This window comes from Cellulomonas sp. HZM (assembly GCF_000708885.1).
Taxonomy (GTDB): Bacteria; Actinomycetota; Actinomycetes; order Actinomycetales; family Cellulomonadaceae; genus Cellulomonas.
This window is the reverse complement of record NZ_JEOE01000073.1, coordinates 1-1513: the sequence shown is the minus strand read 5'-3', so window position 1 is coordinate 1513 and position 1513 is coordinate 1. Positions and strand designations below refer to the sequence as shown.

At 72.5% G+C, this 1513-nt stretch carries 3 protein-coding genes; all 3 read left to right on the top strand.

Annotated features, from left to right (window positions below; genetic code table 11):
* Positions 1-423 (top strand): hypothetical protein (locus AW16_RS18710; protein WP_034649865.1); only part of this gene is annotated, 423 nt, incomplete at its 5' end.
* Entirely contained in the window at positions 420-1316 is an 897-nt protein-coding gene (locus AW16_RS0116630) for a hypothetical protein (protein WP_029292241.1), read from the top strand. The genes AW16_RS18710 and AW16_RS0116630, both read left to right, overlap by 4 nt.
* Positions 1309-1513: hypothetical protein (locus tag AW16_RS17375; RefSeq protein ID WP_034649862.1), on the top strand; the 205-nt coding region annotated here is incomplete at its 3' end. The genes AW16_RS0116630 and AW16_RS17375, both read left to right, overlap by 8 nt.

Below are 1513 nucleotides of genomic sequence, written 5' to 3'. Positions count from 1 at the left end.
ACCCCAGACCCCGTCGAGCCCGACCAACCCGCACCCGTCGAGCTGCCCATCGCGCCAGCCGCCGGGCCCGTCGTCACTGACGACACCCTGCTCATCGAGCGCACGATCCGCGCCGCCGCCGCGGCCTTCGACGCCGCCCGCTTCGCGATCCGCTCCCGTCGGGCGTGGCTCGTCGAGGACACCCACCGCATCCGCCTCGAGATGGGCCGCCTCCGCTCGCGGGTCGACGAGCGCGACGCCGACCTCGCGTACATCGAGGCACAGATCGCCGACCTCGACCGGATCCTCGCGCAGCTCGACGCCGACGCGACCCCGACCGGCACCCCCTGTACGTGCCCCGACCCCTTCGACGCCCGCCTCACCTGGCACGACGACACATGCCCGCTGTGCGTCGAACCCACCACGAAGGAGACCCACCCGTGACCGACCAGCAGCGGGAGGCGGTGGCGCGGGCACTGACCGAGCACCAGTGGGCCGCCGACGACAAGGGCCTGTGCTCGTGCGGGTGGGAGCCCGACGAGTACGGCGACTGCGACGTGCCGGAGCAGTGGGACGAGTGGACGCGCGAGTTCGTGGCGCACCAGACGGACGCCCTGGCCGCTCTCGCCCCGGTGTGCGGACACCCGAACCACGGGGCCGATGACCACTCGTGCATCCCGTTTCTGCCCCCCATCCCGGTGCAGCCGGACGGCGACGAGCACCACACGATGGACGAGTTGTACGAGTACCGGATGCTCTACAACGCCCACGCCGCGCACGGGTGGCTCGCTGCTGGGGTGCCGGTCGTGAAGTCCTGGCAGCACTCGGACGGAGAGCCGTGCTTCGGCGGCGGGTGGTTCATCGTCGTCGCCACCCTCCCCACGGGGCAGGTGTCGAACCACTACGCGGCCGAGTTCTGGGACCTGTTCACGGTGCCCGCCGTGGACCTGCCACCCGAGTACGACGGCCACACCCCGCAGGTCGCCGCCGGTCGCCTGCGAGATGCTCTCGCCACCCCGGTACGGCCGGACCCTGCCCGCATCCTGCCAGACCCGACCGCAGGGTGTTGCTGTATCTGGCACGACCAGGACGCGGGCGGTGGTTACACCGAGACGGTGGTCGAGTACGAGCCCGCCTGCCCCGAGCACTCCGAGCACCTGTACGACCCCCGCACGGGGACGTGGGTGCTGCAGCCGGACCCGCTGAGGGCCGGGGTGGAGGCGCTGGCGGACGAGTACGACGACCGCACCCGCGACCGAGTGGCGCGTCTTGCGCCCGACGTCGTCGCCGCCCGCCTCCGCGACCTCCTGGCAGAGACGGAGGTGCCCCGTGGCTGAGCAGATCACCACCGCTGAGGCGCTGCACGCGCTGCCTGTGGGGAGCGTCGTGCGGAACCACTCTCGGGGCATCGTCGCAGAGCGCACCGCCGAGGACGCGGGCATCGTGCCAGGCAGCGCCCGCAGCGCCCCCTGGGCCGATTTCTGGTCGCCGGGCTCGCTCATCACCGTCCTGTACCGCCCCGACGCCCCCGTGC